General features: G+C 39.7%; 22 protein-coding genes, 1 pseudogene and 1 other annotated feature. Of the genes and pseudogenes, 16 read left to right on the top strand and 7 right to left on the bottom strand.

What is annotated here, in order from left to right:
- Window positions 1-56 precede the first annotated feature (56 nt).
- Complete coding sequence (gene metK / locus MHI18_RS08150) at window positions 57-1256, top strand: methionine adenosyltransferase (RefSeq protein WP_340846887.1); 1200 nt, start codon at window positions 57-59, stop codon at window positions 1254-1256.
- 107 nt (window positions 1257-1363) lie between these two features.
- Here the strand turns inward: metK and MHI18_RS08145 are convergent, their stop codons facing one another.
- Window positions 1364-1885 (bottom strand): gamma carbonic anhydrase, encoded by a 522-nt coding sequence (locus MHI18_RS08145; protein ID WP_340846886.1) that lies wholly within the window; start codon window positions 1883-1885, stop codon window positions 1364-1366.
- 112 nt (window positions 1886-1997) lie between these two features.
- Here MHI18_RS08145 and MHI18_RS08140 point away from each other — a divergent pair, with 112 nt between their 5' ends.
- Entirely contained in the window at window positions 1998-2804 is an 807-nt protein-coding gene (locus tag MHI18_RS08140) for an alpha/beta hydrolase (protein WP_340846885.1), read from the top strand.
- Between the two features lie 37 nt (window positions 2805-2841).
- On the opposite strand, the gene MHI18_RS08135 is transcribed toward MHI18_RS08140, so the two are convergent.
- Together MHI18_RS08135 and MHI18_RS08130 are read right to left on the bottom strand one after the other, a co-directional pair.
- Window positions 2842-3414: a tRNA (mnm(5)s(2)U34)-methyltransferase gene (locus tag MHI18_RS08135; protein ID WP_340846884.1), complete on the bottom strand. Its 573-nt coding sequence runs from the start codon at window positions 3412-3414 to the stop codon at window positions 2842-2844.
- A complete protein-coding gene (locus MHI18_RS08130; RefSeq protein ID WP_340846883.1) occupies window positions 3411-4373 on the bottom strand; it encodes a TIGR01212 family radical SAM protein in 963 nt (320 codons plus the stop codon). Before MHI18_RS08130 ends, MHI18_RS08135 begins: the two co-directional genes overlap by 4 nt.
- A gap of 392 nt (window positions 4374-4765) precedes the next feature.
- Here MHI18_RS08130 and MHI18_RS08125 point away from each other — a divergent pair, with 392 nt between their 5' ends.
- The 5 genes from MHI18_RS08125 (at window position 4766) to MHI18_RS08105 (ending at window position 9088) form a co-directional block, all read left to right on the top strand.
- Window positions 4766-5110, top strand: a complete 345-nt coding sequence (locus tag MHI18_RS08125; RefSeq protein ID WP_340846882.1) for a hypothetical protein — start codon at window positions 4766-4768, stop codon at window positions 5108-5110.
- 114 nt (window positions 5111-5224) lie between these two features.
- A complete protein-coding gene (locus MHI18_RS08120) occupies window positions 5225-5488 on the top strand; it encodes a YtzC family protein (RefSeq protein WP_340847620.1) in 264 nt (87 codons plus the stop codon).
- A 287-nt stretch (window positions 5489-5775) separates the two neighbouring features.
- Window positions 5776-6001: a binding site (T-box leader), on the top strand.
- A 56-nt stretch (window positions 6002-6057) separates the two neighbouring features.
- Window positions 6058-8472, top strand: coding sequence for a leucine--tRNA ligase (gene leuS, locus MHI18_RS08115; protein WP_340846881.1), 2415 nt, complete (start codon window positions 6058-6060; stop codon window positions 8470-8472).
- A gap of 66 nt (window positions 8473-8538) precedes the next feature.
- A complete protein-coding gene (locus MHI18_RS08110; RefSeq protein WP_340847618.1) occupies window positions 8539-8847 on the top strand; it encodes a rhodanese-like domain-containing protein in 309 nt (102 codons plus the stop codon).
- Window positions 8848-8905: 58 nt separating this feature from the next.
- Window positions 8906-9088, top strand: a complete 183-nt coding sequence (locus MHI18_RS08105; protein WP_340846880.1) for a sporulation protein Cse60 — start codon at window positions 8906-8908, stop codon at window positions 9086-9088.
- Between the two features lie 46 nt (window positions 9089-9134).
- On the opposite strand, the gene MHI18_RS08100 is transcribed toward MHI18_RS08105, so the two are convergent.
- Entirely contained in the window at window positions 9135-10403 is a 1269-nt protein-coding gene (locus MHI18_RS08100) for a BaiN/RdsA family NAD(P)/FAD-dependent oxidoreductase (RefSeq protein WP_340846879.1), read from the bottom strand.
- 232 nt (window positions 10404-10635) lie between these two features.
- Here MHI18_RS08100 and MHI18_RS08095 point away from each other — a divergent pair, with 232 nt between their 5' ends.
- A complete protein-coding gene (locus MHI18_RS08095) occupies window positions 10636-12246 on the top strand; it encodes a putative polysaccharide biosynthesis protein (protein ID WP_340846878.1) in 1611 nt (536 codons plus the stop codon).
- 36 nt (window positions 12247-12282) lie between these two features.
- Window positions 12283-13023 carry a pseudouridine synthase gene (locus MHI18_RS08090; protein WP_340846877.1) on the top strand — a complete coding sequence of 247 codons (741 nt, stop codon included), beginning with the start codon at window positions 12283-12285 and terminating at the stop codon, window positions 13021-13023.
- A gap of 49 nt (window positions 13024-13072) precedes the next feature.
- On the opposite strand, the pseudogene MHI18_RS08085 reads toward MHI18_RS08090, so the two are convergent.
- The 3 genes and pseudogenes from MHI18_RS08085 to MHI18_RS08075 form a co-directional block, all read right to left on the bottom strand.
- Window positions 13073-13906, bottom strand: a pseudogene (locus tag MHI18_RS08085) (IS3 family transposase); the annotation flags it as partial.
- Window positions 13900-14463 (bottom strand): helix-turn-helix domain-containing protein, encoded by a 564-nt coding sequence (locus MHI18_RS08080; RefSeq protein ID WP_340845507.1) that lies wholly within the window; start codon window positions 14461-14463, stop codon window positions 13900-13902. The pseudogene MHI18_RS08085 and the gene MHI18_RS08080, both read right to left, overlap by 7 nt.
- Before the next feature lie 89 nt (window positions 14464-14552).
- The gene (locus MHI18_RS08075; RefSeq protein ID WP_040372415.1) at window positions 14553-14774 is read right to left on the bottom strand and encodes a DeoR family transcriptional regulator; all 222 of its coding nucleotides are present in this window, start codon (window positions 14772-14774) and stop codon (window positions 14553-14555) included.
- A 442-nt stretch (window positions 14775-15216) separates the two neighbouring features.
- On the opposite strand from MHI18_RS08075, the gene MHI18_RS08070 reads away from it, so the two are divergent.
- From MHI18_RS08070 to MHI18_RS08040, 7 genes are all read left to right on the top strand, one after another.
- Window positions 15217-16494: a M48 family metallopeptidase gene (locus tag MHI18_RS08070; RefSeq protein ID WP_340846876.1), complete on the top strand. Its 1278-nt coding sequence runs from the start codon at window positions 15217-15219 to the stop codon at window positions 16492-16494.
- A gap of 139 nt (window positions 16495-16633) precedes the next feature.
- A complete protein-coding gene (locus tag MHI18_RS08065; RefSeq protein WP_340846875.1) occupies window positions 16634-17686 on the top strand; it encodes an ArsR/SmtB family transcription factor in 1053 nt (350 codons plus the stop codon).
- Entirely contained in the window at window positions 17676-18896 is a 1221-nt protein-coding gene (locus MHI18_RS08060; protein ID WP_340846874.1) for an MFS transporter, read from the top strand. Before MHI18_RS08065 ends, MHI18_RS08060 begins: the two co-directional genes overlap by 11 nt.
- A gap of 388 nt (window positions 18897-19284) precedes the next feature.
- A complete protein-coding gene (coaA, locus tag MHI18_RS08055; RefSeq protein ID WP_340846873.1) occupies window positions 19285-20235 on the top strand; it encodes a type I pantothenate kinase in 951 nt (316 codons plus the stop codon).
- A gap of 80 nt (window positions 20236-20315) precedes the next feature.
- Window positions 20316-21020, top strand: a complete 705-nt coding sequence (locus MHI18_RS08050; RefSeq protein ID WP_445669986.1) for a DsbA family oxidoreductase — start codon at window positions 20316-20318, stop codon at window positions 21018-21020.
- A gap of 386 nt (window positions 21021-21406) precedes the next feature.
- On the top strand, window positions 21407-21952 hold the full coding sequence (locus tag MHI18_RS08045) for a GNAT family N-acetyltransferase (protein ID WP_340846871.1): 546 nt from the start codon (window positions 21407-21409) through the stop codon (window positions 21950-21952).
- Window positions 21953-22103: 151 nt separating this feature from the next.
- Window positions 22104-22490 carry a DnaJ family domain-containing protein gene (locus MHI18_RS08040; RefSeq protein ID WP_340846870.1) on the top strand — a complete coding sequence of 129 codons (387 nt, stop codon included), beginning with the start codon at window positions 22104-22106 and terminating at the stop codon, window positions 22488-22490.
- The last annotated feature ends 34 nt before the right edge of the window (window positions 22491-22524 follow it).

Raw genomic sequence — 22524 nt, 5'->3', positions numbered from 1 at the left:
ATGTGAATGGCTGCCATTCATTTTCTTAGCCTGAGAACATTTGAGGAGGCAAAAGAATGTCAAAGAAACGTCGTTTATTTACTTCTGAGTCTGTGACAGAAGGACATCCGGATAAAATTTGTGATCAGATTTCAGATTCAATTCTGGATGCTATCCTAGCTAAGGATGCAAATGCACGTGTTGCATGTGAAACATCTGTTACAACTGGTTTAGTTTTAGTTGCTGGTGAAATTACTACTTCTACCTATGTAGATATTCCAAGAATCGTACGTGATACAATTGCTGGTATTGGATACACACGCGCAAAATATGGTTTTGATGCTGAAACATGTGCTGTATTAAGTTCAATTGATGAACAGTCAGCAGATATTGCTGCTGGAGTCGATGAAGCTCTTGAATCTCGTGAAGGCCAAATGACTGATGATCAAATTAATGCAATTGGTGCTGGAGATCAGGGATTGATGTTTGGGTTTGCTTGTAACGAAACAGAAGAACTTATGCCGCTGCCTATTTCATTGGCTCATAAGCTTTCTCGTCGTCTGTCAGAAGTCCGTAAAAATGGAACGTTAGATTACCTTCGTCCAGATGGAAAAACTCAGGTAACAATTGAGTATGATGAAAATAACAAGCCTGTCCGTGTAGATACCATTGTTATTTCGACTCAACATAGTCCTGATGTTACATTGGAACAAATTCAACGCGATTTAAAAGAACATGTCATTAATGTGGTAGTGCCTAGCGAGTTAATTGATGCTGAAACAAAATATTTCATTAATCCAACTGGCCGTTTCGTAATTGGAGGACCACAAGGTGATGCAGGTCTGACAGGTCGGAAAATTATTGTTGATACTTACGGTGGGTATGCTCGTCATGGCGGCGGTGCATTTTCTGGTAAAGATCCGACAAAAGTGGACCGTTCAGCTGCGTATGCTGCGCGCTATGTAGCGAAGAATTTAGTGGCAGCGGGTCTGGCTGATAAAGTAGAAGTACAGCTTGCTTACGCTATTGGTGTAGCTAAGCCGGTATCAATCGCTGTTGATACATTCGGTACAGGAAAAGTGGATGAAGATATTTTAGTGGACTTAGTCAGTGCGAACTTTGATCTTCGTCCTGCTGGAATTATTAAAATGCTCGATCTTCGTAAACCGATTTATAAACAAACTGCAGCGTATGGACATTTTGGCCGTACAGATGTAGATCTTCCTTGGGAACGTACAGACAAGGCAGCTTCTTTAAAAGAACAAGCAAAAGCATAAACAAAAAAAAGAAATCTTACCTTGGTAAGATTTCTTTTTTTGCATTATCTGCTTTTCTGAATCAATACTATAACAATCAAGCTCTTAGCAGGTAAGGAATTCATATCTTATTCTAGTGGAGCAGTGTGTTTATAATATTGGCCCTTTTCGGCATATTCGTTTACGATGCGCTCCATGTCACGTTTGTCCTCTTCCGTCAGCTCCCGGATGACTTTAGCCGGTCTTCCGAAGGCCAATGTGTTAGGTGGAATCACTTTTCCTTGAGGGACTAAACTGCCGGCTCCGATAAATGCACCCTCACCGATTTCAGCTTTATCAAGAATGATTGAGCCCATTCCAACAAGTGCACCTTTCCTAACTTTACAGCTATGAAGAATAACTTGATGTCCAATAGTCACTTCATCTTCAATAATCAGTGGATTATTAGGGCTTTGGTGTAAAATACTATTATCCTGAATGTTAACTTTTTTTCCGATAATAGTTGGAGCAACATCCCCTCGAATGACGGAATTGAACCAAATGGTTGATTCAGCATCAATGGTAACATCACCTGTTATTATCGTATTCTCAGCAAGATAAACGCTTTCAGCAATTTGAGGTATTTTGTTTTTATATGGGTACACTGGCATATTTAAAACAAATCCTTTCCGAAATCGACATTTTTTATGTATTATTTGTATTATAAAGGACGAAAATCTATTTGGAAAAAAATACACCTTGAAATGATAGGGGGGACATCATATGTGGAAATGGGAGGCTGAAGGAAGCCCGAAAGCTGTAATTGTTATGGTACATGGAGCAATGGAACATCACGGCCGATATAAATGGCTGTCACAAATGTGGCGCTCTGCTGGGTATCATGTTATTATGGGGGACCTTCCAGGCCAAGGAATGACAACAAGAGCCTATCGAGGACATATTAATTCATTTGACCAGTACTTAAATGAGGTCAGGACCTGGATTGAGGAGGCATATGAATATGCCCTTCCAGTCTTCCTGCTGGGACACAGCATGGGCGGCTTGATTGCTATTAGACTTTTACAAGAAGATGAACTAGAAATAGCCGGCGTCATCCTTTCTTCACCATGTTTAGGACTGGTAACACAGCCGCCTAAGCTACTTGGCGCGGCTTCACTAGGATTAAATATCGCGTTGCCTAAATTAAGAATTGATGCGGGTCTCAAACCTGAACTTGTTACGAGAAATTTAGAAATCCAAGAAGAAGATCTAAACGATTCCTTATATGTTACGAAGGTTTCGGTTCGCTGGTATCGTGAACTGCTGGGCGCAATTAAGGAGGCCTTTGAGGATATTCCTGAATTTCAGGATGTTCCAATGCTATTAATGCAGGGCGGCGATGATAAGGTAGTTGACAAGCGCCCTGTTAGAGAATGGTTTAATTATAATCAATGCAGCGAAAAGCAATTCAAAGAATGGCACGGACTATATCATGAAATCTTTAATGAACCAGAAAGAAACGATGTATTCACATATGCGCTCAGTTTTGTCGAAACCCGCCTGAAGACGCTAGGATATGTAGTTCAATGAAAAGAAGCTGCCGGTATTTCGGCAGCTTCTTTTTAATCTATATTTTTTCTATAGCAAGGATAAATGGGGGATCGTTTACTTGATTTATAAACTGGTATTGCAAGACGTGTGCCCGATGCTGAGATAATGCGGCAGCATATTCGAGTAAATGGTCGCGTTCCTCAGCTCCTCCAGGATGACCATGGTAAATAACGAGGACGATCATTCCGCCTGGTGCCATAATATCAAGGAGCTGTTCTACACTGGAAATAGTCGTTTCAAAATGTGTAATAATTGATTTATCGCCGCCAGGAAGATAACCAAGATTAAAAATGGCAGCTTTTATTTGACCATGGTGTTTCTCGGGAATACGATAGGTCACTTGTTCATGTCCAGCAGTAAATAATGTGCATCGTTCGGTTACCTTCTCGGATGCTAGCTTTTTCTCCGTTTGATCAATCGCAGCTTGCTGAATGTCAAACCCATAAACATGCCCTTCCTCACCAACCAAATCCGCAAGAAAAACGGTATCAAATCCATTTCCGACTGTTCCATCAACGGCGATATCTCCATGAGTTAAGGAGTCTTTTAATAAACGACTGGCAAATGGTAAGATCTTTTCTAGTTTCATTTAAGTGGAACCTCCGTTATGTATAATTTCCCCTGATAGCTGTCACGCTTCTTTAATTCTGCATCGATAGCATTCAATACTTCCCATTTGTTAACGCTCCACATAGGTCCAACCATTAATTCAATTGGACCGTCCCCTGTTATGCGGTGGATAATCATCTCAGGAGGAAGAATTTCCAGTTGATCACAAACTAGCGAGATATAGTCTTCAAAGGTAAGAAATTCAAGTAATCCTTTTTCGTATTGTTTGACCATCGGTGTTCCTTTTAGAAGATGCAGTAGATGAATCTTGATTCCTTGAACATCGAGTTTGGCAACTTCACGTGCTGTATCCATCATCATTTCATAAGATTCCTGTGGTAGGCCGTTAATAATATGAGAACATACACGTATGCCATGCTTTCGTAATTTTTCAACACCTTCTTTGTAGCAGGCAAAGTCGTGAGCACGATTGATCATCCGAGCCGTTTTCTCATGCACGGTTTGCAGTCCAAGCTCCACAATAAGATACGTCCGTTCGTTGAGCTCGGCCAAATACTCCACCACATCATCAGGTAAACAATCTGGCCGGGTACCAATAGATAAACCGACAACATTTTCTTCCTGGAGAACGCCTTCGTATTTTTCCCGAAGTACTTCTACGGGTGCGTGTGTATTCGTGAATGCTTGGAAATAGGCCATGTATTTACCATCTTTCCATTTATGATGCATTTTTTCACTAATTTCTTTAAATTGGACATCCAACGGTTCGACTCTGCTGCCAGCAAAGTCACCTGATCCAGCTGCACTACAGAATGTACATCCGCCGTGAGCGACGGTGCCGTCACGATTTGGACAGTCAAAGCCGCCATCGAGAGCAACCTTAAACACTTTGTGACCGAATTCTTGACGTAAATGATAGTTCCAGGTGTGGTAGCGTTTTTCGTCTGATGCATATTTGAACGGGTTTATCTGATGCAAATCAGTAACCTCCTTAAAAGGTGAATAATCGGTAATTATTATTATACAACTTTTTAAACAGAAGAAGGGGGGCTTTATGGGAGAAGAAAAAGTCAGCAATGTGAATGCTGACTAGATGAAGGGTCAATATTTTTTTGCTGTTTTACAGCTTGTACACCATATAATGCGCCCTCAGAGAAGACCATATATTCTGGTTTCAGTTTACCCATCTTTGTTTTATGTCCCTCTTTTCTCCGGCTGCTCTTTCAGCGAGTCTTTTTCACTGAACCCTTTCCGCAAGATGTCATCATTATGTCCAATTCATTTTACTTTTTGTATTTGCACGTCATTTGATTATTAGGCATATAACATTACGAGTGAGGAGTTACCTAAAAAAAGAGGAGGAATTACTCATGCAAAATAATAATTATTATCCTGAGAATCCTGAATTTTTAAATATTGATCGTCAGTTTGTTGCGCCTTATGGGTTTGGAGGGCAAGTGTTTAATCCAGGAATGGGAGGATACGGATATCCATACAATATGTATGGATATGGCCAGCCCCAATACGGAGGTTATGGTCAACAGCCATACGGCGGAGGCTATGGGTACGGACATCATGGTGGATATGGCCATGGTCATGGCGGATACGGGCATGGATACGGTCATGGTTACGGCCAGGGCGGGTATGGTCATGGCTATCATGGTGGATATGGCCAAGGTGGGTACGGTCAAGGCGGGTATGGTCAGCAAGGGTAATTAGGCATCCAACATAGAATGGTTTTTCTTGGAGTAGATAATCCAGCGTCATTCTGCCGAAAATATAAAAGATGGTCACCCCATCAAATGATCGGAAGAGGAGCGGATGCTACTATGGCTACAAGGCAATCAATCGGCATGTGCATACAGCAATGTGAAAATGCTCTTAGTTATGCTCAGGATCAGTATCAGGACGGATCTAGGCAGGAGCATTACGGAGACGAGACATATGTGCAATCACAAGCGACTCTGCAGGAAGCAATGAATGATCTAGAAAAACTTTTGGGCAGTGCGAACGACCAACAAAGAGAACAGCTGTATCGTATGAGAATGCAGCTTCAGCAAATGCAATACAATATGGTAAGACTAGATCATTAACTTTGCAGAAAGGTTGTCGAGAAACTTCTCGACAACCTTTTTTGATCCCTTGATTGGACCGATATGGGCTTCCATTGCACACAAAATTAACTTTTGGTTTGCACAGGAGAGACGAAAATACTCTTTCACCGTGCAAGTCTATCTGGGTATTAATGCTATAATGTTATATACAATGAAACTTTTTAGTCTTTTCTGCATATATAAAGGAAAACATGACCAAAATGATTCATAGCAGTACTTGCTTTTATCGAGATTATTTACTAAAATACCTATATAATTAAATATTCAAATTGGCTATGATAAGGAGTAGTACCGATTAGAACCTGTTTAGAGAGTTGGCGGAAGGTGCAAGCCAATCAGGAGTGATCGCGAACTCGCCTTGGAGTTACGGGTATGAAGTGTAGTAGTACTCGGCGTAGGGTCCACGTTACGGATGTTTGAGCGGGGTGACGAATATAGTCGCCAATCTGGGTGGTACCGCGGGAAGATATACATAATCCTCTCGTCCCTTTTACAGGGATGAGGGGTTTTTTTATTGTAATTCCATATTGGTATAGGAGGAAAACAAAATGAGTTTTGATCATATTTCGATTGAAAAGAAATGGCAGAAGTTTTGGGAAGAAAATAAAACGTTTAAAACGGGTGAAGAAAGCGGCAAGCGGAAATTTTATGCGCTTGATATGTTCCCTTTCCCATCAGGTGCCGGGCTTCATGTTGGTCATCCTGAAGGATACACAGCGAGTGATATTTTAGCACGGGTAAAAAGGATGCAAGGCTGTAATGTGCTCCACCCAATCGGCTGGGACGCATTTGGTCTTCCAGCTGAGCAGTATGCGCTGGATACTGGGAATGATCCAGCAGAATTTACAGAGCATAATATTAATACGTTCCGCCGTCAAATTAAGGCATTGGGCTTTTCATATGATTGGGATCGTGAAATTGATACAACTGATCCAAGTTATTTTAAATGGACCCAATGGATCTTTATTAAATTATATGAAAAAGGCTTAGCATATGTTGATGAAGTGGCAGTGAATTGGTGCCCAGCGTTAGGAACCGTTCTTGCTAATGAAGAAGTAATTGATGGAAAAAGTGAACGAGGAGGTCATCCGGTTGAACGACGTCCAATGAAGCAGTGGATGCTTCGAATTACGGCTTATGCGGATCGTTTGATTGATGATTTGGATGATGTAGATTGGCCTGAGAATATCAAAGATATGCAGCGGAATTGGATCGGCCGTTCAGAGGGTGCAGAAGTTACATTTGGTATTGAAGGACATGATGAGACATTTACTGTATTCACAACACGTCCAGATACACTATTTGGTGCAACATATGCGGTATTGGCACCAGAGCACCCATTTGTTGATAAAATCACAACAGCTGCTCAGAACGAGGCTGTTCAAGCTTATTTAGATCAAGTGAAACATAAGAGTGATTTAGAAAGAACCGATTTAGCTAAAGACAAATCAGGTGTATTCACTGGGGCTTATGCAATTAACCCAGTTAATGGTGAAAAAATGCCGATTTGGATAGCTGATTATGTGTTAATCAGTTATGGAACGGGTGCTATCATGGCAGTCCCTGCTCATGATGAGCGTGATTATGAATTTGCAGTCAAATTCAATTTGCCAATTAAGGAAGTTGTAGCTGGCGGAGATGTAACAACTGAAGCTTATACGGGCGATGGATTGCATGTAAACTCTGACTTCTTAGATGGATTGAACAAAGAAGATGGTATATCAGCCATGATTAAATGGTTAAAGGAAAAAGAAATTGGAACGAAGAAAGTTACCTTCCGTTTGCGTGATTGGTTGTTCAGTCGTCAACGCTATTGGGGTGAGCCAATTCCAATCATCCATTGGGAAGATGGCTCGATTGAAGCACTTAAAGAAGAAGAGCTTCCGTTGTTACTTCCTAAATCAAATGACATCAAACCATCGGGCACAGGGGAGTCACCACTTGCTAAGATAAGCGAATGGGTAAATGTTGTTGATGAAAATGGACGTAAAGGCCGTCGCGAAACCAATACAATGCCAAACTGGGCTGGCAGCAGCTGGTACTACTTACGTTACATTGATCCGAATAATGATCAAGTATTGGCCGATCCTGAGAAATTAAAAGAATGGCTTCCAGTCGATATATATATAGGCGGAGCAGAGCATGCAGTGCTTCATTTACTTTACGCACGCTTCTGGCATAAATTCTTATTTGATATCGGTGTGGTGTCAACTAAAGAGCCATTCCAAAATCTTTTCAATCAAGGAATGATTTTGGGCGAAAATAACGAAAAAATGAGTAAATCAAAAGGGAATGTTGTAAACCCTGATGATATTGTTGAGAGCCATGGAGCAGATACGCTTCGCATGTACGAAATGTTCATGGGGCCACTTGATGCATCAATTGCTTGGTCCAATAATGGACTTGACGGCTCACGCAGATTCCTTGACCGTATTTGGCGTTTGTTGACAGATGAGAATGGTAACATTGCTGGTAATATTGTTGAGACTGATGATTTGGCTCAGCTTGAAAAAATCTACCATCAAACAGTTAAGAAAGTGACCGAGAATTTTGAAGAGCTTAAATTTAATACGGCTATTTCACAATTAATGGTCTTCATAAACGAGGCATATAAAGCAGAAGTGATGCCGAAAGTATTTATTGAAGGCTTTGTTAAATTGCTTTCACCTGTTGCACCTCATATTGCTGAAGAGCTTTGGGAGAAACTAGGCCACACAGACACGATTACTTATGAAACATGGCCTGCTTACGACGAAGCGAAACTTATGGATGATGAAGTCGAAATCGTTATTCAAATTAACGGTAAAATGAAGGTCAAATTAATGGTTCCAACGGATACACCAAAGGAAAAGTTAGAAGAAATTGCAATGGGTGATCATATCATTAAAGAACAAATCGATGGGAAAACGATTCGTAAGGTAATTGCGGTCCCAGGGAAACTAGTCAATATCGTTGCTAATTAAGTAGTAGAAGCTCCCCCAGGGAGCTTCTTTCTAATAAAAGGGAAATATATGAATAGAGGTGCAGAAATGGAAGCAATTAAAGAAATAACCCCTAAAGATCTGGAAGCAAAAGTGGAAGCAGGAGAAGAGTTAGAAATAATTGATGTACGTGAAGATGATGAAGTGGAAAATGGAATGATTGAAGGTGCCAAGCATATCCGGATGAACGATATCCCTGGAAACCTAGACCAATTTGATAAAGAAAAAGAATATGTCTTTGTATGTCATTCAGGTGGACGGAGTCAGAATGTCTGCTATTACTTGCAGGAACGGGGATATAAAACGGTCAATATGGTTGGCGGTATGAGTCATTGGACTGGAGAAATTGTCTTTTAAATCTTGTATATAAAGATACGAATCTGGACACGCTGTTTAAAAAAGGCAGGGGAGAGCCATGATTCAAGTGAAGCTTTTTGATTATGAACATGAGAAAGATCTTGAGCATGAAATGAATATGTTTCTTAAACATATTCATAACCGTGAGATTGTGGATATCAAGTACAATATCGCAACCTCTGGCGAAGATGATGATAACCAAATTTATTGCTTCAGCGCAATGATTATTTATGAAAAATAAGAAGCAGTGCACCCATGGATGCACTGCTTCTTATTTTTTTCTTAAATCATAAACTTTTGCTGTAAATCGCTGCATTTTGTCCGGCTAGTTTTCCGGTAACAAGAGCAGAAGTAATATTGTATCCACCTGTATACCCATGAATGTCTAAAATCTCACCACAGAAATAGAGGCCGTCCATTACTTTTGAGGCCATTTCTTTTGGGTGGATTTCCTTAATAGAAACCCCGCCGCCAGTGACGAACGCTTTTTCTAGCGGTTGTGTGCCATACACGGTAAATTGAAAGTCTTTGCAAAGCTCAGCGAAGCGACGGATTTTATCGTGTGCAATCACGGTACCTTGCTCTTGTAGATCAATTCCGCTTTTCTCTAGTAAGAAGTGAAGATAGCGTTCTGGAAGAAGACCTTTAAGGGTGTTTTTAATTGCCTTTTTTGGGTCCGTTTTAATACTCTTCATGACTTCTTGAAAAATATCTTCTTGATTCCTCTCAGGCAGTACATCCAGCTTCATGGTGATCGTAGGTGTTTTGAATTTCTTCAGTGCTTTGACAACAAATTGACTGCATCTTAATACGGCAGGACCTGAAACACCAAAATGGGTGAAAATCATATCCATTTTATGTGAAATAAGTGCCTTGCCTTTTGGGTTCAACACACTTAATGATACGTCTCTAAGTGATAACCCTTGTAATTCCTTACTTTTAATAAAATGTTCGTGACTAAGTAAGGGAACCTCTGTAGGAAACAGCTCAGTAATGGTATGACCTGCTTTTTCAGCCCATGCATAACCATCTCCGGTTGATCCCGTTTGTGGGACGGATTTCCCGCCAACGGCTATAACGACAGCATCTGCAGTAAATGTTTGACCGTTTTTTAGTAAGACACCAGACGTTCTTCCATTTTCATATAACACGTCCTGTACAGGCGAGTTTTTATAAATAGTCACGTTTAATTCTTTCAGCCTGTCGAGTAAAGCATCCACGACACTTTGGGCTTTATTATTGACAGGGAACATTCGGCCGTGATCTTCTTCTTTCAATTCAACCCCGAGATTTTCAAAGAACGCAATAATGTCTTCGTTGTTAAATTCGGAAAAGGCACTGTATAGAAATCGTCCGTTCCCGGGAATGTGCTTAATAATTTCATCAATGGTCAGCCGATTCGTTACATTACAGCGGCCGCCGCCGGAAATGGCTAGTTTTCTTCCTAGCTTTTCCCCTTTATCAATGAGCAGTACCTTTACTCCTTGTTCACCTGCTGCGATCGCTGCCATCAAACCAGATGGACCGCCGCCAATTATAATTACATTTTCATTCATTCATATCACCAGTTTCTTTTTTCAGTTCCTCTATTATAAAGCATAGCTGGTTCACTTGTAAAAAAAGTACAAAAGCTTTGTCTTGTGAGGGATGTGGAATGTTTGTTAAAATGCTTAAGGTATATCAATCCATAAAAAAAATTATTGGTCATGGTTTAAGTGATGTTATCGGAATGAATTATGGTAAGATAAAGAGATTGTACGTAACTGACATAGGCAGGAAGGGATTAAGATGTCATCTAAGTTATTAAAGGGCGCGTTTATATTAACGCTCGGTTCGGTTTTATCAAAGGTTCTTGGATTATTATATGTTATTCCATTCGACGCACTACTAGGTGAAAAGGGCGCTGGCCTTTATTCCTATGCTTATATTCCCTATACGATTTTCATTAGTTTAGCGACGGCTGGTATGCCGCTTGCCGTCTCCAAAACGGTTTCAAAGTATAATGCTTTGGAAGAATATGCAGTTAGTCAAAAATTATTTAAATCCAGTCTGAAGCTGATGGCTGTTACAGGCTTTCTAGCTTTTTTGGTCATGTATTCAATGGCACCATTGTTTGCAGACTATATTGCGGAAGGAAATAAGGAAGGTTTTTCAGCAAGCGATATCAGCTCGGTTATTCGAGCGGTCAGTTTTGCATTAATTTTCATTCCGTTTATGAGTATTATCCGTGGTTATTTTCAAGGCCATCAATTCATGGAGCCGACAGCCTACTCACAGGTCGTTGAACAGCTGGTCCGGATTGTCTTTCTACTAACCGGTGCATTTGTCGTTATCAAAGTATTGGACGGCGATCTAGTTACAGCGGTTAGCGTGGCAACATTTGCTGCTGCAATTGGTGCGATAGGCGGTCTACTTGTATTACTTTGGTATTGGAAAAAGCAAAAACCATATTTACAAGACCTTTTGTCGAGAGATAAAGGAACGATGGATATTTCCTTGCCGCAAATTTATAAAGAAATTTTCGTATCATCGATTCCATTCATATTTGTAGGGATTGCCATGTCACTCTTCCAGCTGGCTGATATTCTAACCTTTAGCCGAGCGATGGTAGCAGCAGGACTTGGTGATATTGCGGACAAGGCTTTTGGGATACTTAACTTTAATGCACAAAAGCTTGTGGTCATTCCAATGACCTTGGCAACAGCTTTTTCTATGGCCTTGCTGCCATCGGTGACTAAAGCGTATGTGAGCAGAGATAATAAAGAGTTCCGTCATCATCTGGATCAAGCGTTCCAAATTCTTTTATTTGTGACCATTCCAGCGGTAGTCGGAATGTCCATTTTAGCTAGTCCTATTTATACGGCTTTTTATTCGTATAGTCCGCTCGGTTCAAGTATCCTGGCGACATATGCGCCTACATCGATTTTATTTGCCCTATTTTCAGTATCTGCAGCAGTATTACAGGGAATTAATCAACAAAAATTCACCGTGCTCAGCTTACTGACAGGATTCTTAATTAAACTATCAGTGAATATTCCCTTTATTGAAATGTTTGGTGCGGAAGGTGCCGTATATGCAACCACACTTGGTTATTTAGCAGCCTGTATTATGAATTTGTATTTCATTCGATACTTTACAGGATACAGCTATAGACTGGTGATTAAGAGGACTGTTTTAATGTTTGTCTTTGCTGGGGTTATGGCCTTAATCGTATGGGGTCTCGAAGGATTATTAGGTCTATTCCTAGATGAGAAAAAAACCTTTCAAGCCATTATCATTACAGTCATTAGTGCGGTCTTTGGCGGTTTAGTTTATGCACTGTTATCATTAAAGAGTAAATTAGCTCATCGCTTACTAGGCAGCCGCATTGATCGGTTGAAACAAAAGTTAGGCCTATAAGGCATCGAAGAGATGGATAACTGGAGGGAAAAATAGATGAGGATAGATAAGCTGCTTGCTAATATAGGCTATGGAACCCGTAAAGAAGTGAAGAAAATGTTAAAGACAGGTGCAGTATTGGTAAATGAGCATGCAGTTAAAGATGCAAAAGCGCATGTCAATCCGATTCAAGACCGCGTCACGGTACACGGTGAGTTAGTTGAGTATAAGGAATTCATCTATTTAATGATGAATAAGCCGCCTGGAGTAATTTCGGCGACAGAAGACAATTTTCAAGAAACGGTTATTGATCTTCTAAGTCCTGAGCATGCTGCCTATGAGCCCTTCCCCGTTGGAAGACTTGATAAGGATACAGAGGGCTTGCTCCTAATTACAAATGATGGGAAGCTGACGCATAAACTCCTTTCGCCAAAAAAACACGTACCAAAAATTTACTTCGCAGTCATTGAGGGAATGGTGACGGAAGAAGACATTGAGGCATTTCGTAACGGAGTCACGTTTGACGATGGTTATCTAACAAAGCCGGCTGTGCTGCAAATTCTAAAATCAGGAGAAACTTCTGAAATTGAAATCTCCATTATGGAAGGCAAGTTTCACCAAGTGAAGCGGATGTTCGAGGCAGTTGGGAAACGAGTAACCTATCTTAAACGAGTTTCAATGGGAAGTTTGGAACTCGATGAGAGTCTTGAACTTGGTACCTATCGGGAATTGACTTTGGATGAACTTGAGGGACTGCAAAACAGCCCTGCAGGGTTAAGTGAAGAAACAAATGAATAACGAAAAAAGAGGCGGACTTGATGTGACCCCTAAAAGTTAGAGTTTTATATTACGCAGCCAATTGGTTGGTTTGAAGACGGTATTGTACCGGACTCATTCCAGCCAATTTCTGTTTAATGCGTTGGTTATTATAATAATAAATGTAGGACTCGATAGTCCGTTTCAGTTCCTCGTACGTGCGAAGTGGTTCACCATAATACATTTCTTGCTTTAATAATCCGAAGAAGTTCTCCATAGGCGAGTTATCTAAGCAGTTTCCCTTTCGGGACATGCTTTGGAACACGTTATGTTTTTTCAATGTATGGACCCATTTTCTATGCTGATAATGCCAGCCTTGATCTGAATGGATGGTCGTTCGGTATCTTGCCTCTTTTACTACTCGAAGAGTTTCCTTCAAAGGCTCTAGTACAAAGTCCAGTGTCGGATGCATACTCATCCCATATGAAAGAATTTCACCATTATACATATCCAAAATCGGACTGAGGTAGAGTTTACCTCCATCCGCACACTTGAATTCTGTGATGTCGGTGGTGAGTTTTTGATAGGGAATAGGGGTCTTAAACCGGCGATGGATTCTGTTCTTCGCTACCGTGCCAATTGTTCCTTTGTACGAACTAAATCGACGTGATTTACGGGTGAACTTATCCCCTTTCAATCCAAGCTTTCTCATGATGCGTAGTACTTTCTTATGATTCACTAGGAGTCCCTGGTTCTTTAACGCTAAACGAATCCTGCGATACCCATAGTTGCCATTATGCTCTTCAAAAATAGCTTGAATGATTTCTTCTACTTCTTGATGAGGGTTTTCTTGCTTCATTTTTTTCACATGGTAATGATAAGAAGATTCGGGAATACCTATGAACTGAAGTACATCCTTCAGTCGGAATTCTTCTTTGAGTTCGTATGATAGCGCTGCTTGTGCTTTTCGAGATAACCGTCCGGATCCATCTGAAAAGCGCGCAACTTTTTTAGGTACTCGTTCTCCAAACGCAGAAGTTCATTTTCCCTTTTGAGTTTCTGTTCAACGGTCATCTCTTTTACAGGCTGTTTTCTTCTTTGATTGTTCTTCGCTTTGTCTGACATGGCTGGCCGTCCTTTCGGTTTAAGTAGGCCTTCCACACCACTCTCAAGGAGTTTTCCTTTCCACGAAGCAATCAAAGGTGGATTGGTTAACCCGAAGTGAAGAGCCGTTTCAGTGTAAGAAGCGCCTGTCCTTTTCATAAAGCTTAGTACATCAAGCTTGAATTGAACAGAGTAAAATTCATTGGTTTTCTTTCTAGAAAGTCCAACTGCGCCTTGGTTCTTGTATATATTTACCCAATTTCTTAATTGCGTAGGTGATTTTATCTCGTATTTACGAACAAGTAGTTTGAAGCCAAGTGGACCATTAAGATACTCTCTCACAATCATCAACTTAAACTCATCGCTATATTTAGCCATACTAAAACACCCCAAAAGTTAGATTATGACTCTAACTTTTGGGGTGCACTTCAACTGCGGTCCGCCTCTTTTTTCGTTATTTCATGCAATTAAGAAGATATTTTAACTCGCTTACTTGTTGTGGTCCAGACACCACGGCTTGGGCTTTTAACTAAATCATTATAAGCCAACACATTTAAATCGCGCTGTATGGTTCGAGGAGTGATACCAAATTCTTCTACAAGCTCTTGCGTAGAAACCGTACCGTTATTACTGATGAACATATAAACGGATTTAATACGGGTTAACATGCGATTTGTTGAAGGTTTCAAAAAATCACTCCCTTGGTCTTTTTCATTGTCCGAAACAAATGAAAACACAAACGGATATACTGGGCAGTATGACAGTGCCACTATGTAATTGCTATACCACCCTTAAAGCTCCTCATAAACATCCATGAAATAACAAGTTCATTTGCCTTCATTTTACCTCTTTTTACAGCACAATTCTAGAGAAAAACATTGAATTAACAAAATATTAAATTTTTTACTATTATAATACGCAAATTATATATTTTTTATACCTATTACAGTCAGAGAGGCAGCGAAAAGAAATGGTTCTAAGGACTCATGTAAAAAAATAGGTTCATTACTATATAATGAAATTTGTTGTCTTTTTTAGGGAAAATATTAGTTGATAAGTCAGCTTTTATTGCTCCTATAGACATAACGTAACCAGAAATACCTATTAATATGTATATTAGGAGGAAAAAAGTTGGATTCAACATTGCGTAACAGGCTCGTTCATTCGAAAGAAACGCTATACTTTGCTTTAACGATTATTGTCAGTATCACCGCTTATATTTTCTTGCTTTTTTCTTTTATTGGGATAGCTATTATAGCTGCGATCATCCTTTTTTCTTATTTTTTTCATGCTCTTTCTATGGCATCCATCCGCCGCAATGGCATTCGTATCAGTGAAAAACAATTTCCTGATCTTTATCAAAAAGCACAAGGATTAGCTTCTGATATGGAATTGGTGAAAATGCCATCCATCTATGTTTTGGAGTCATCTGGTTTTCTCAATGCGTTTGCTACCCGATTCTTTGGAAAAAATATGGTGGTAGTTTACTCTGAAATCTTTGATCTGAGTGAAGAGGGAAAAGAAGACCAACTATTATTTGTACTAGCCCATGAGTTTGCTCATCTTAAACGCCGTCATGTATTGGTGCACTTTCTGCTTCTTCCTGCCATGTTTATTCCGTTCCTTGGAGAAGCCTATTTACGAGGCTGCGAATATACATGTGATCGTTATGCTGCTTTTTATGTTAATCATTTTGAAGCATCGAAGCAGGCACTAACCATGCTTGCTATTGGAAAGAAACTTGCCCCGAAAGTAAATCAAGAAGCTTTTATTGATCAAATCAACGAAGAATCAGGTTTCTTCGCATGGTTAAGTGAAAAACTATCTTCACATCCAGACTTACCGAAACGATTAAATGCCCTGGATTATTGGGTTGATCCTGAGCATCATCACTTACGGAAAGAAAAAAGGTCAAGAGTTGTGATGGGTGTTTTTGGAATGCTCGTGATTGGAATTATGATTCCAGCAGGTATTGTATATGCCATTTATAAAACAGATGTAATTGAATCAATAGGGGAGCTTGTTAATGAGGAATATGTAGAAACTGAAAATACCTTTTTTGCAGCTGCTGAAGATAATGATGTAGCATTGCTACAAGACTTAATTGATAATGGTGAAGACATGTTGATTACGGATGATATGGGTTCAACCGCCCTTCATTATGCTGTGGATATGAGCAGCTATGATACGGCATCCTACTTAATAGAGAAGAATATTGATATAGACGCTCAAGATGATTATGGATCAACTGCCCTAATGTATGCAGTCTATAATGATGATATCGACATGGTTAAATTTTTGCTTGAAAAAGGTGCTGACCCGACGATAAAAGATGATAATAGTGAAACAGCAGCTGATTATGCTGCCTACAATGATAATCAAGAAATACAGGATTTACTGGAAAATTAAAATCGTGAATACCGCCATTTACTCGGCGGTTTTTTTATGAAGAAATTGTTCAATATTTATAGAATTCTATATTCTAATTATATTGAATATTTAAAATAAGTACTGTATATTAATGGTAAAAAGGTCGAGGAGGGAAAAAATGAACGTTCTTGATACGTCATTTAAACGAAGAAGCTTTGAGGTAGAATTCAAATCCTCCCCCTTATTTGAATGTGCGCTGGGGATTGCCATGATTACCTATCCAAAGCTTCACGAACAGTTGGAAAAAACGAAAGCTGAATTAGAGCAGGTACGAAAATCTGTTTCCAGGGAACTACAAGCTGAGCTCGCTTATTGTCAGCAGCATAATACATGGAAAATGATTTTGCAGCTTCTGCACCAGCAAGATTTTTTCTCTCTTCAAGATTTTTTAGATTATCTGGATGAAGTGAATCCCCAACAGTTTACCTATTTGGTTCTTCCTTATCTGGATGAATCCCAACAGGCTAATCGAATGCGTGCCTCTGAGGGAGATCAGCAGGCCATAAGGGAGATGGCTGCAGCTTGTATGGATCATGTATTTTTTCCTCAAATGATTACCTTTATCGCAGAAACAGAAACCAGTAAACTCATTTTACATATTAAACAACTAATGGAAGGCTGGACTCATGAAGTAATGAAGCAGGAAGATGTCGAACAAATTTTACAGCGGGATGTTTTGGAGAAACAGCACCGGCTTGCACAATCATCACCCGAAAAGGTTGTTCAATGGTCAACAGGGTCAGTCTATAAACCGGAAGTAAATGTTGAACGTGTTCTATTAATTCCTCATATCATTTATCGACCTTGGACAATTGAAGCGAATTTAGAGCGAACGAAAGTATTCTATTACCCAGTCAGTGATGCTAGTTTACACGGGATGCAAGATTCGACTCAGCCTCCCGCATATTTAGTTCAAGCTTATAAAGCGCTGGCAGATGAAAAAAGACTTCGTATTCTTAACCTGTTATCCGATTCGAATCGGTCATTAAAAGAGTTGACCGACATTCTTGATATTGGCAAAACAACGATTCACCATCATTTAGCGATATTAAGATCTGCACAAATGGTACATGTCACTGGTGCTATGTATTCCTTGAATAAATCAGCGCTTGTCGGATATGAAGCAAGTTTACTAGAGTATCTGAGTGTGGAGGTGACTCGTGAAAAATAGAGAACGGTTTAATCTTCAGTTAGTCGTTGCGAGCCAGATGTTTTCAACATTTGCTAGTGTTTCTGGAACGTTTGTAATTGGATGGATGGTTTTTGAACTTACCGGTTCGAAAGTGGCTATGGGTAGTTTATGGCTTGTCAGCATTAGTGCCCAGATGCTCATTCAGTTTATAATTGGCCCACTTATTGATAAGTATAAGCGGACGTCAGTGATGAAGCTGACCGAGCTTGTACGGATTCTTTCCTATGGGGCCATTCTCTTATTCCAGACGACTGGTCAGAGTTCGGTTGCTGTATTATATATCGCTTCATTTCTCAGTTCATTAGCTGTTTATGATGCTGCAGCCAATGCCTTGATTCCAAAGTGGGTTCATCGCCGTATTCTAGTGAAAATCAATGCGAAAATCTCAGGACTTGTTCAATTTGCCCGATTCGTAAGTTTGCCTATATCTGGGTTACTGGTTGGGATGTATGGCACGAAGATTACACTTGAAATCATTATTGTCTTGTTTGTCTTCTCATTAGCAGCCTTAGTTAGGACCCAAGAGAAACCGCCTAAGGTTCAACGTAATCAAACCTGGGGGAAGCAGTTTGAAATGGGATTAGCTATTTATAAGAATCAAAAAATACTCCTGATATTGGGCGTATTTGTCTCTATTACAAGTTTCGGAGTGTTTGCTACACAAGCGATGTATATTCCTTATGTAACGGAAATTCTTGGCGGCACTTCAGCAGCATACGGCTTTTTTGCGGCGTCCTTTCCATTAGGGTACATAGCAGGAACTGTTATCGTAGGCAGAGTGAGGGAGCCGAAAGCTTTGTATCCGATTATGCTCACAACACTATGCTTTGGTGGTCTTACCTACATCGCTTTAGGGAGTACAACCATGTTTTGGGCTGCGTGTTTGATTGAGTTAGCTGCAGGAATGGCCATGCCTTTTTGGAATGTATACAGTTCCACTCTCTATCATCGGCTTGTACCTGAAGAGATCATGGGGCAGGTGTTATCCGTCCGCTTTCTGCTCACCAAAGCGGCGGCACCGCTCGGAATCATATATGGTACATTTTGTGCGTCGGCATATGGTCTACCCGCGCTTTTTCTCTCCGTTGGTATTCTGATTTGTCTTGTTTCAGGTGCAGGAATTATTTTTCTAAAAGTCTTTACGCAACCCTCTTTAACAAGGGAGGAAAAAAACGTTACGACTTACTAATTCCATTTCATTGGAGATGAATCAGGTATACGAATGCCATTTGAGAAAGTTACTTAAGGTTCGGAACGGGCATTGCAAGTCCAACTGTTGGAAAGCATTATCGAAATGGATTATTATATAATCCCGATACAAAACAATAATGAGCATTCCTGTTGTCATAATTATTGGAGGAACCGAGACCTTTTCTGAACTAAGGGTTGTACCCTGGTCATATTATTACGCCTTAAAAATCTTTATCGAGTTATATTCTTGAAAGTTCGATTTAGGCATTTGAAAAATAAATTGACACAGATGTTTCTTTTTACTTTCCAGAACTAATTATTTTTACTAAAATAGGAAATGATGGTTGATGTAAACGTCATCATAATCGGACACTAAGGAGCCTGACATGAAAATCGAGACTGAGACTTATTCGCCTTATAGCACATTTTCAAAAGAAGAATGGGCTAGACTGCGCTTTAACACACCAATGACCTTAACTAAATCAGAGATAGAAGAGCTACAGGGTGTCAATGAACAGGTATCGATTGATGAAGTCTCTAATATATATATTCCATTAACAAGACTAATTAATTTGTACACGACAGCTTCGCAACAGCTGCACTCGGTAACAGATACGTTTTTTGGAAAAAGCACGCGAAAGGTTCCCTACATTTTAGGAATGACGGGAAGTGTGGCTGTAGGGAAGAGTACATCAGCACGGATAATCAAGGCCTTGCTTTCACGATGGCCGAATCATCCGAAGGTGGAAATTGTCACAACAGATGGATTTCTTTATCCCAATGCAGAGCTTGAAAGAAGAGGGATTATGCATAGAAAGGGGTTTCCAGAAAGCTATAACATTAAGGAATTAATTAAGTTTTTAGCCTTGTTGAAGTCCGGGACACCGAGGATTAAAGCTCCAGTCTATTCGCATTTGTATTATGATATCATTCCAGAAGACTATCAGATTATTGATCAACCTGATATCGTGATTGTTGAAGGGGTAAATGTTTTACAGACACCGTCCTCGGATGACCAAACGCTCCCGAGCGTCTTTGTTTCTGACTTCTTTGATTTATCGATTTATGTGGATGCGGATGAAAATGATTTGATTGAGTGGTATATCGATCGTTTTAAAAAGTTAAGATTGACTGCTTTTAATAATCCCAATTCTTATTTTAAACGCTATGCATATCTTTCCGATGCTGAAGCGGAAGAAACAGCTGCAGGTATATGGAATAGTATTAATAAAGTTAATTTAAAAGAAAATATCGAACCAACCAAGAACCGAGGAGATATCATTTTGGTTAAAGATGCAAGCCATAATGTTACTTCAATTAAGCTAAGGAAGATATAGAATCGTTAGTTAAATTACTTTCTATTTTTTGAACAAAGAGATATAGTAAGTGACTATCTAATACTCTGGAGGTGTTTCAACTGAAGGTTGAAATTTGGTCCGATTATCAATGTCCGTTTTGCTATATCGGAAAACGCCGTTTTGAGAAGGCATTAGAACAGTTCGATCACAAATCGGACGTGGAGGTTGTCTTTCGGAGCTTTGAGTTAGATCCGAACGCAAAACGTGATAACAAGGTAAATATGTATGAAATGCTTGCGGGTAAATACGGTATGAGCCTAGAACAAGCTAAGGCTCAAACTGACAGTATTCTGCAGCAGGCAAAAGCAGAGGGGCTAGAGTATCGCTTTGATAAAATGATCCTAACCAATTCATTTGATGCCCATCGTTTACTGCATTTTGCAGCAGACTATGGTAAAGAAAAAGAGATGAACGAACTCCTATTTAAAGCGTACTTTACAAATACCTTGCATATTGGCAGACAAGAAGTACTAACGGCACTCGCAGCTGAAGCAGGTCTCGACCCTATAGAGACTAAAGTAATGCTCGAAAGCGATCGCTATACCTCAGAAGTAAGAGCAGATGAGCAAGAAGGAAGCAAACTCGGAATTACTGGGGTGCCATTTTTTGTGATTGACCGGAAATATGGTGTTTCAGGTGCACAGCCGACTGAATTATTTATCAACACGCTGAAAAAGGCATGGGAAGAAGATGAGTTGCAGCTGATTTCAGGAAATGAGTCAGAAGGCGGCAGCTGTACGGATGATTCTTGCACAAATGAATAGAAGTAAAAACGTAATTTTCTTATATGAAAATTACGTTTTTTAGTAATGGGATCAAAAATACTAAGGCTGGATACTTTCTGTCTCCAGTTCTATTGATCCAATCAATTTTCTCCCTCATGGAGGTTTTTCGGAAACAGTTTACTTACTACTTTTACAGCAGGGTTTATTATTTCAATGATGTCATTGCAGAAAAATAACGAGAGAATAGGTAAGCTATTACCTAACAATCCTCATATTTTGAGGTTTTTTTTGTCTAAACGAACGAAAATATTTCAAGCAAAAAAATTATATTACAAAAAAAACGTTTATAACCAATTTTTAATGAAAATTTAACGAAGTATAATAGGTGTTTTATGATACTATTTTACTAAAAGAGGAGATGAGAGATGAATATGAAAGTTGGGAATAAGATTATCCTGCGTTCTTTGGAGGACAAGGATGCTATACATATAGAAAGTCTTGCAGGGAATTACGACATATCAAAGACTACGTTATCCATTCCCCACCCTTATCCTGAAGGGGCAGCGGTAACATTTATAAAATGTATGAGAGAAGCTGAGAAAAAGGGAGAAGTGTTAATCTATGCCATTGCGGATCCTATGGAGAATGAATTGGTTGGAATAATAAACCTAAATTTATCTTTGCACCATAAACGTGGGGAGCTCGCCTATTGGGTCGGAAAAGAACATTGGGGAAATGGCTATGCAAGTGAGGCAGCACGGGAACTTTTGACGATTGGATTTGAAGAAAAAGGACTGAATCGGATCTTTGCTGCAGCCTTTGTCGATAATCCAGGCTCATGGATGGTGATGGAAAAAATCGGAATGAAAAAAGAGGGAACGCTCCGAGGGCACGTTTATAAGGGTGGAGAATCAGTCGATTTACATTATTATGGCATTCTGGCAGAAGACTATTTCCGTTTAAAAGCTTAGTAAAAGCAGACGTTATTATTTGTTAAACTCCTCCTCCTGCTAACACCAGAAGCAATATATGACCTTGATTCTATAATTTGAATTGTTAGATTATGGGTAAGTATTATATACTTGTAAAGTACTGGATACTGTTTGTGAGGAGGCAGTTGTATTGGCTGATCGTAAGAATGAGCATGTAAATTGGATGGATTCCATTTATAAAGAGTATGAGAAAGACGGCGGACTTAAAAATAATCCAGGGTACGGAAAACCGCTTCCGAAAACGACTTTACATGGTTCTATTTATGATAATTTTTTAAATACTGCAAAACAAGCAGGCTATTTACCGCCATGGATTAAGCTGCAACAGGACATTCGTAAGCTTGTGTTACAAACAGTTACCTTAAAATCCTCAAATGAATTTGAAGGAGACCTCGAACCTTACATAAATGAACTAAACGAAAAAGTGGCGAAATATAATTCGATTTGTCCTTCGCGCTTACAACGAGGCTTATTTACTGAGGAATTACTTGAGCAGCAATATGATCATTGGAGATAAATATCTTAAATAATGTGAATTCTATATATCCGTA

This window comes from Peribacillus sp. FSL H8-0477 (assembly GCF_038002765.1).
Taxonomy (GTDB): domain Bacteria; phylum Bacillota; class Bacilli; order Bacillales; family DSM-1321; genus Peribacillus.
The sequence above is the reverse complement of the archived record's forward strand: the minus strand, read 5'-3'. Positions and strand labels throughout refer to the sequence as shown.

Coding starts and splice junctions, on each gene's coding strand:
- metK (WP_340846887.1), top strand. CDS start 57: ATGTCAAAGAAACGTCGTTTATTTACTTCTGAGTCTGTGACAGAAGGA.
- MHI18_RS08110 (WP_340847618.1), top strand. CDS start 8,539: ATGGAAGCAATTAAAGAAATAACCCCTAAAGATCTGGAAGCAAAAGTG.
- leuS (WP_340846881.1), top strand. CDS start 6,058: ATGAGTTTTGATCATATTTCGATTGAAAAGAAATGGCAGAAGTTTTGG.
- MHI18_RS08140 (WP_340846885.1), top strand. CDS start 1,998: ATGTGGAAATGGGAGGCTGAAGGAAGCCCGAAAGCTGTAATTGTTATG.
- MHI18_RS08100 (WP_340846879.1), bottom strand. CDS start 10,403: ATGAATGAAAATGTAATTATAATTGGCGGCGGTCCATCTGGTTTGATG.
- MHI18_RS08145 (WP_340846886.1), bottom strand. CDS start 1,885: ATGCCAGTGTACCCATATAAAAACAAAATACCTCAAATTGCTGAAAGC.
- MHI18_RS08120 (WP_340847620.1), top strand. CDS start 5,225: ATGGCTACAAGGCAATCAATCGGCATGTGCATACAGCAATGTGAAAAT.
- MHI18_RS08065 (WP_340846875.1), top strand. CDS start 16,634: ATGAACGTTCTTGATACGTCATTTAAACGAAGAAGCTTTGAGGTAGAA.
- MHI18_RS08095 (WP_340846878.1), top strand. CDS start 10,636: ATGTCATCTAAGTTATTAAAGGGCGCGTTTATATTAACGCTCGGTTCG.
- MHI18_RS08090 (WP_340846877.1), top strand. CDS start 12,283: ATGAGGATAGATAAGCTGCTTGCTAATATAGGCTATGGAACCCGTAAA.
- MHI18_RS08045 (WP_340846871.1), top strand. CDS start 21,407: ATGAATATGAAAGTTGGGAATAAGATTATCCTGCGTTCTTTGGAGGAC.
- MHI18_RS08135 (WP_340846884.1), bottom strand. CDS start 3,414: ATGAAACTAGAAAAGATCTTACCATTTGCCAGTCGTTTATTAAAAGAC.
- MHI18_RS08105 (WP_340846880.1), top strand. CDS start 8,906: ATGATTCAAGTGAAGCTTTTTGATTATGAACATGAGAAAGATCTTGAG.
- coaA (WP_340846873.1), top strand. CDS start 19,285: ATGAAAATCGAGACTGAGACTTATTCGCCTTATAGCACATTTTCAAAA.
- MHI18_RS08125 (WP_340846882.1), top strand. CDS start 4,766: ATGCAAAATAATAATTATTATCCTGAGAATCCTGAATTTTTAAATATT.
- MHI18_RS08080 (WP_340845507.1), bottom strand. CDS start 14,463: ATGGCTAAATATAGCGATGAGTTTAAGTTGATGATTGTGAGAGAGTAT.